Genomic DNA, 6,997 nt, shown 5'->3' on the forward strand with positions numbered 1-6,997 from the left:
AACGTTTAATTTGTTATCTTTACCAATAATCTCGGCAATGCGTCTGTGTTCAGCTTTAATTTCAATAACTTTAATGCGAGTTGGGGTTTCTTTGATATGCAGAATGTTCTGTGATTCTGGTAATTTGGGCGAAAATTCCAAGGTGAGACGACCCTGTTTTTCTTTTTTCACCAGTAGTTCTGGTTCTCCTTTGACGATTTCTACCCGGATATTAGGCGTATCTTCCCAAAAAACTGTGGGGTGTCCAATTAAAGCTAAGATGGCTTTTTCGTTAAACATATAGTCAACTTTGCCATAATAGCCCTCACTATATGCCTCAATACAACCACAGACTCGCATATCTTGGGGTGTAACGTAATCAAAGTCCGCTAATCCACTACTAAGACGTTTAAGGGCTATGGGACGACCTTTACTCCATTCTCCTTTGGCATTAACTTTTTGTTCTTTGGGTTGTAAACTACATTGAACAGAATGGAAGGTAATGAACCATGCTAACCGCAGTTCTGACTCTGGTTTAACCGGGGTTTGTGGTTGTTTCTGGATGTTTGCGAGGGCATTGAGGCACATTTCCCAAGCTTCTTGGGGTTGAATTACATCAACTATGGTTTGGATACCGCTATCTTCTCTTAATGCTTCTGCTTGTTTTTTATAGTTGGTGCTGGGTTTGAGTCGAGATAGAAGTTCTGCGCTTTCAATTGCTATCCAGTGATGACCGGATGCGATCGCTCTCCGATATAATGGTTCTAATAAATCAGGTAATCTTTTCTTTGCACTCTCAACATCCATCCAGTAAAGGCACAGAGAACAAAACAATGTTTGTAAGCTATTTTCTTCTTCCACCGAAGCAATATAGGCACTTACTACAAGTTCTTTTTGGGTAATATCACCTCGCTGGACTTGCAGTACCATTTTTAGTCGGGCATAAACAAATGTAAGCCAATGATCTGATTCACGGGACATTAATGTGGCATACTCTTCTGCTTCTTTGAGGCGTTCTGCTGAACCATCTTTTAATAATGCTAGGATAAAAAACAAGCCGCCCATTGTATTAAAATATATTGAGCGTTTGCCTGTGGCTTTTTTTATAGCTTTGAGGGCATCTGTATAATATTTAATGGCTTGGTCATTTTCACCCCGGACAAAATTCAACCAACCCCAATAAATAGCAGCGTTATTTTGATTTTCTTCTGATACACTTTCTAAAATTTCTTGTGCATCTTCAGTATCACCCCTTAACAGTAATTGTTCTGTCAAAATCAGATGTAGATAATCTGAAGCATATTTTCCATTTTCATAACATTCTTCGTCTAGCATCATAAACGCATCTTCGCAGTCAACCAATTTTAAGGTTGAATTGAAGAGGATGCTAGATATACCACGTTCATATAATTCTTGTGGTAAAGTCTTAAACCAATTTTCGTCAAATGGGTTATTGCATATCTGCTCAAAAATATTTTCTATGACTATTTTTTCTGTATGATTACTGTGATTTTGGTAATCTTCAATTTGCTTATTAATAAAATTAAGGTCTTGGCGGTAAAGACCAATGCGGATTTCTCTGATACACTGGACCAGACTGCGGAACATCCGCGAATTCTTGTTCCAGTGATTACTTACAGGTAGTTTTTCCTCTACGGCTTTAACTAATATATCGAATGTTCCCGTTTCTATTGCATGACGAGTAGCAATTTCTGTGAGTAATGGATGACATTCAAGACCTAACTTGTTTTCCTTAACTAGCAAAAGTGCTATTACCAATTTCTCAATTTGGTAATTGAGGGTATTAGTAGTCCAAGGTCTATTCTTTTCGTCTAAGGCAGCCGTTTGCGAAAGACAACTGAGGAATGAATTTTTGTCTATCGGTGCATAAATTACCGAAAACAATTGGATAATCTTTTGGATAGCAGGGGATAAATCGAAGTATTTTTTAGCGAGTTGTGTTTGGAGTTGGGTGGAATTAGGGTTAAAATCGGACATGGTACTAATAATTGATACCGTTGTTGGGTATCTGGTGTAGATGTGCAAAAGCTGTAGAGCTTTTTGCTGGAATATTACCTTTTAGGTTATCAGATACATTGCTAGATTTTTTCAAAGTTTGGATCATTAAACATTTAATAACCTGCAATTCTGATTCAACCTGGAATAGTGCGTTAAGTTTTGCTCTAGCGCAGCTATATCCGTAATCTACCAGGCACTTAACACATATTCTAATAGTGTAACAGTGTTAGTTGGTTATTTTTATCGGAGGTTTCAACTGCATTTTGTGATCCATGGATCACATTTGTTGATCCAGGAATATTTGGGGATTGTGGTCTTCGGTGCTATTTTTATGGTGTAGCTGACAAGTAGCTTTGGCGATACTTCTTTTTCTTCAAGGAAGCTGCTTCTCTTCTTGACCATTGCTTAACAGGAGTCAGTTGTGGAACATCTGCAAAGTGGTAACTCAACGATTCATTTCCGCTTAACTTTGCTACTACATTAGCAATAAAGCGACAACAGCGTTGTGGCTGACTAACTACTTGTTCCTCTGCAAACCTAATTATTACCCATCCAGCATCCACAAAACACTTATTCCTATAATCATCATCGCCAATAAAATGTGTTGGTTCTCCTGTATAAAAACAATGGCTTTCATCCACTTCAATATCAAGATATAGCTCACTTGTTGGCTCTACAATTACAAAGTCTGCGGTGTAAGGACGATCATGACCATTTGGTAGCATTTCTTGTTGCGATCGCACCCAATCACCAAAATAATATTTTAGCACTTGTCCAAACCGCTCTTCAGAAGCACCCACAGTCACGCTACCACTACCATGCGGTTTAATACAAGGAGAAAGATTTTTAGTATCAGCGAAGGTGGGAATTAAAATAATAGGATAAACTGGAACTGATTTAGTCACCATTGTTGCATACAAGTAACAACACTTCCAATACCTTTTGATTAAAGGGGAAAAGTTATAATTCCTTTACCCAGACGACAAAGTAAATTGTGGACTAATCAGAAAAGTATTGATTATACTCCTATTTTAAAGACAATCTTCTTACTCTAAATCTGTAATTTAATCTATTTTTATTTACATTCTGCATCTATCATTTGATAGAAAGAAATTACGTAATTTAATCCTAGCTAAAACCTCAAATTATCATTAGAATTTGGCTATACAAATCAAATTTAAATCTTGTTATATATGTTGAACCTCTCATCAATGTCAGCGAAAGTTTTGGCTAATCTGGATTTTCAAAGATTCAATAATCATACAGAATTGGTATAAATATAGTACAGTACGGCACAAGTGAACCCACCATTATAATTGGTAAAAACTTTGTATTTAGAATCCTTGTAAAAGGTAGACGTATTTACGCCAAGAGGTACTATTAGTCTATTAGAAATAAGTAATTGACGGATATAAATTTGCCAAAAACTATAAAATTTAAAGCTTCTTGATTTTCATAACCTGTCAAATTTATTTTGACAGACTACTAGCAACTTTTTCAGATATCTGAAAAGCTCAATGCAGTATTCATTTTGACTTTCGTACTGCGGTACTAATCCTATAAAAAGCTTCTGGATATAATAATATGGCATCCTTATTCTTAGAAAAACTGACTAACTTCATCACCACAGGAGAGCCTGTGATTATTTGTGAATCTCCTGTACAAGAAAGATATCGAATGCTCCGCTCTCTTTGCCAGTATTGCTCAAAAATAGGCATTAAGTGCTATCTATGGAATTTGGGACAAGAGATAATTAAGGAAATTGAATGCGTAAATAATATAGATCTAAGTTTCAAATATTTTTATGGTTATACTCTAAATCCGACACAAGAGCTTAAAGACCACTTTAGAATTTTGAATTTTTGGGAATGTTTTCAGGGAGGAGGAGTATTAATCATCGAGAATCTATATCCTTGGATTAGTGCTAATTTAGCCCAAGAAACGCAGTTTTTCTTAATATCTGAATGGGTGAAATCAAAGTTGGTCAATCTTTCCTTCTCCCAATCTACTGTTGGTAAAATCAAATGCGCTATTCTTTTAGGTTCTCAAGCTAACTTACACCCAGAACTTGCTGCTCAAATCCCTGTAGTTACTCAAGAATTACCTGATATCTCAGAAATTACTGCAAGTCTTAATGAGGAAGCAGAGGGAATTTTACCATCAATGTTGAGCGAAATGGACAAAATCACAATTGTCCGTAGTGGGATTGGATTATACATTTCCGATTTAATAAAAGGGCTAAAATCAATTCATTCTCATGATAAAAGTGCAGAAACAATAGCTAAACAAATACTCCAATATAAAATCAATTTGCTTAACAGACTTTATGGAATTGAGTTTATTCCTACTCCCCAAGTTCCCTTGGGAGGATTAGATTTGATGCAGGAGGCTTTTAAGAAATTCAAAAGATTATTTAGTCCCCTTGCTAAAGCCTATAAACTCAGAGTTCCTAAAGGTATAATGCTGGTAGGTCCTCCAGGTACGGGTAAATCACATTCTGCTAAAGTATGCTCTCAAATTTTAGGTGTTCCCCTGATTTTAGTAGATTGGGGGAATTTGAGAAGCTATGGTAATGAAGCTCAAAGAAGACTGAAGCAATTACTAAATTTAGTAGACTGTTTGAATGAAGTTGTTATTTATTTTGATGACTTTGACAAGGGATTTGCTGGAGATGATGATATAGCTAGAAGGTTAGCAGGACAGTTACTCACTTGGATGCAAGAACGTACCAGTGATGTAATTGTAATCGGCAGTGTCAACCGCTTAGAATGGCTACCACCAGAATTAACTAGGGCAGGAAGATTTGACTACATTTATAAAGTAGACTTGCCTAATTATGGAGAAAGACACAGTATTTTTAAGCTCCACTGTGCTAGATTTGATGATAGATTTAGTGGTGATGTTTCTGGTAAAATCGACCCTTACAGTCAGGAAGAATGGCGACGACTGTTGAAAGAAACTAATCGTTGTGTAGGTGCAGAAATCCAAACTATTGTGGAGAGGGCTGCGGCTACTACTTTCTGTCAAATGTTTCCAGAAGATGTACCTGTTTCTCGCAATGGTAAATTACCACCATTAGAAATTTCTGTAGCGACGCTGTTAGCAGAACGTCAGCAAATTAATCCATTAGCTATTAGAGAAGCAGATAAGGTGGAAAGTATGCGGAATAAAGCTGAACTTCAGGGTTTACCATCTTCGACCGTAGATTCATCGGAGTATGCAATTGGTAATATAGATATATTTGGTGGTTAACCGAATAATTACTAATTTGTAATAGCCTGCGGCAAAGCTAAGGCCTACGTCATTAAGATAGTGCAAGCCACCGCTAAATTTTAACCTCAATACGGTATTGAGCCGAGATATGGATACCGTTGGCGAAAGATTACTTAACATAAAAATGGCAAATTTACTTTATCGTTTGGGCTGAATAATCTCTTCAGTCGAGAATCTTGGCTTAGATTATCAAGGGATTGAAATAAGGTCACGTTAATATCGTTGTAAGGTAATATGAGAGAATGATTTAATAAATTGATTCGTATTTTACCCTTGATCATTCATATTTTACAAGAACCTGCAACACCTAACCAAATCAACGAGATGCTTCAAGCTAATCGTTTCTATATTAAAACAGCCGTAGATATACGTCATCAAATTTTGGCAGGTGGAGGTGAAATGCACTGTGACTGTGAAACTATTTTACTTGAGAATGGAAGTCAACAGCAGGATGTTTGGGGCGCGAGTTGGAATCCTCTTTCTCAAGAAATTTTCTATGAATCAATGGTAAATATCCGTCCACGTCAAAATAGAGCGATGGAAATTTTAGATCCAGCGATTCGTGAACAGGTTAAACAAATCATCCACAGGTTATTAGGAGGCGTGTCGTATGAATAACTGGACTGTAGAACAAATTGCGTTTCGGTGCGATCGCCTTTCTGTCCGTCTTGAACGATTGGCACAGAACTTTCTGCAAATGGCATCTCTCAGTTTGGATGGAGTTAATGGGGAAGCGGTACTTGGAATTGTTAGGGAAAGTAAAGTATTTTTAGAACTGACAGCGATTGATTTAGATGTGGACAGTGCCTTTGAATTAGCTCAAATGCAACGTCAATTGTCTCGATGGCATACCCATTGGTTGGAGATTTGGGCAAGTGATTCTAGTCGTCTCCAAATTTCAACCTTGTCTCAAACCTGGGCAAATCGAATTAGGAAGATGGCAGGAGTTCTGGTGTGAACGGGGTACAGCCGGCGTTGCCTATATAACACAGGCTGCTTAAATTAAGGGAATTACTTCAGTGAAGACACCTCAAACATTATTTTTAGCTTGGCAAGACTTTAATAGTCGCTCTTGGTTTCCCATTGGTCGGTTGACCTTTGATGGTACAAGGTACAAGTTTGTTTACACCCAAGGCGTAAAAGCGGCAGAACGGATGTGTAGTTTTGCGCCTTTATCTTCTTTTCCGCACTTAAATGAAGAATATACATCAACCCAATTATTTCCTGTTTTCTCTAATCGGTTATTGCCTCGTTCCCGTCCTGATTATGCAAGTTTCCGGCAATGGCTGAATATTCCAGAACATGAAGATGATCCAATTGCAGTACTAGCCCGTAGTGGTGGACAACGAGAAACAGACACACTCACCGTCTTTCCCTGCCCAGAGCCAGATGCAGCAGGACAATATCAGCTGCACTTTTTCGTACATGGGCTGCGACACCTGCCACAATGTGCAATTGAGCGGATTAATCGCTTGGAACCTGGAGAAAAATTATGGTTAGCTCATGAATTTCAAAACTCCTACGATTCCCAAGCATTAACTCTTCATAGTGAGGATCACCACATCGTAGGCTATTGCCCACGTTACTTAAGAAATGAAGTTTTTGAACTTCTTGAACGCGACCCCAGTTCAGTAATACTGAAAGTAGAACGTGTAAATTTACCACCGACACCGCTCCAATTTCGGCTACTGTGTCAGATAACTGCTTTGTGTAAAGACGACTTGGG

Annotated in this window: 5 protein-coding genes and 1 pseudogene; 4 read left to right on the forward strand and 2 right to left on the reverse strand. The window is 37.8% G+C overall.

From position 1 onward, the window contains the following. A pseudogene (locus tag FJR04_RS24390) lies at positions 1–1,977 on the reverse strand (tetratricopeptide repeat protein); the annotation flags it as partial. Positions 1,978–2,327: 350 nt separating this feature from the next. Then, entirely contained in the window at positions 2,328–2,906 is a 579-nt protein-coding gene (locus FJR04_RS24395) for a hypothetical protein (protein ID WP_168499751.1), read from the reverse strand. A gap of 676 nt (positions 2,907–3,582) precedes the next feature. Between FJR04_RS24395 and FJR04_RS24400 the strand changes: the two genes are divergently transcribed. The 4 genes from FJR04_RS24400 to FJR04_RS24415 all read left to right on the forward strand — a co-directional run. After that, on the forward strand, positions 3,583–5,250 hold the full coding sequence (locus tag FJR04_RS24400; RefSeq protein ID WP_168499753.1) for an ATP-binding protein: 1,668 nt from the start codon (positions 3,583–3,585) through the stop codon (positions 5,248–5,250). A 285-nt stretch (positions 5,251–5,535) separates the two neighbouring features. Continuing rightward, positions 5,536–5,889, forward strand: a complete 354-nt coding sequence (locus FJR04_RS24405) for a DUF5674 family protein (protein WP_371718801.1) — start codon at positions 5,536–5,538, stop codon at positions 5,887–5,889. Continuing rightward, positions 5,882–6,229: a hypothetical protein gene (locus FJR04_RS24410; protein WP_168499755.1), complete on the forward strand. Its 348-nt coding sequence runs from the start codon at positions 5,882–5,884 to the stop codon at positions 6,227–6,229. The genes FJR04_RS24405 and FJR04_RS24410 overlap by 8 nt, the downstream gene beginning before the upstream one ends. Before the next feature lie 61 nt (positions 6,230–6,290). Beyond that, positions 6,291–6,997, forward strand: a 707-nt coding sequence (locus tag FJR04_RS24415) for an HIRAN domain-containing protein (protein WP_168499757.1), incomplete at its 3' end; no start/stop codon positions are given.

Origin of the sequence: Anabaena sp. UHCC 0204 (assembly GCF_009711975.1) — a bacterium.
In the GTDB taxonomy this organism is placed as follows: domain Bacteria; phylum Cyanobacteriota; class Cyanobacteriia; order Cyanobacteriales; family Nostocaceae; genus Dolichospermum.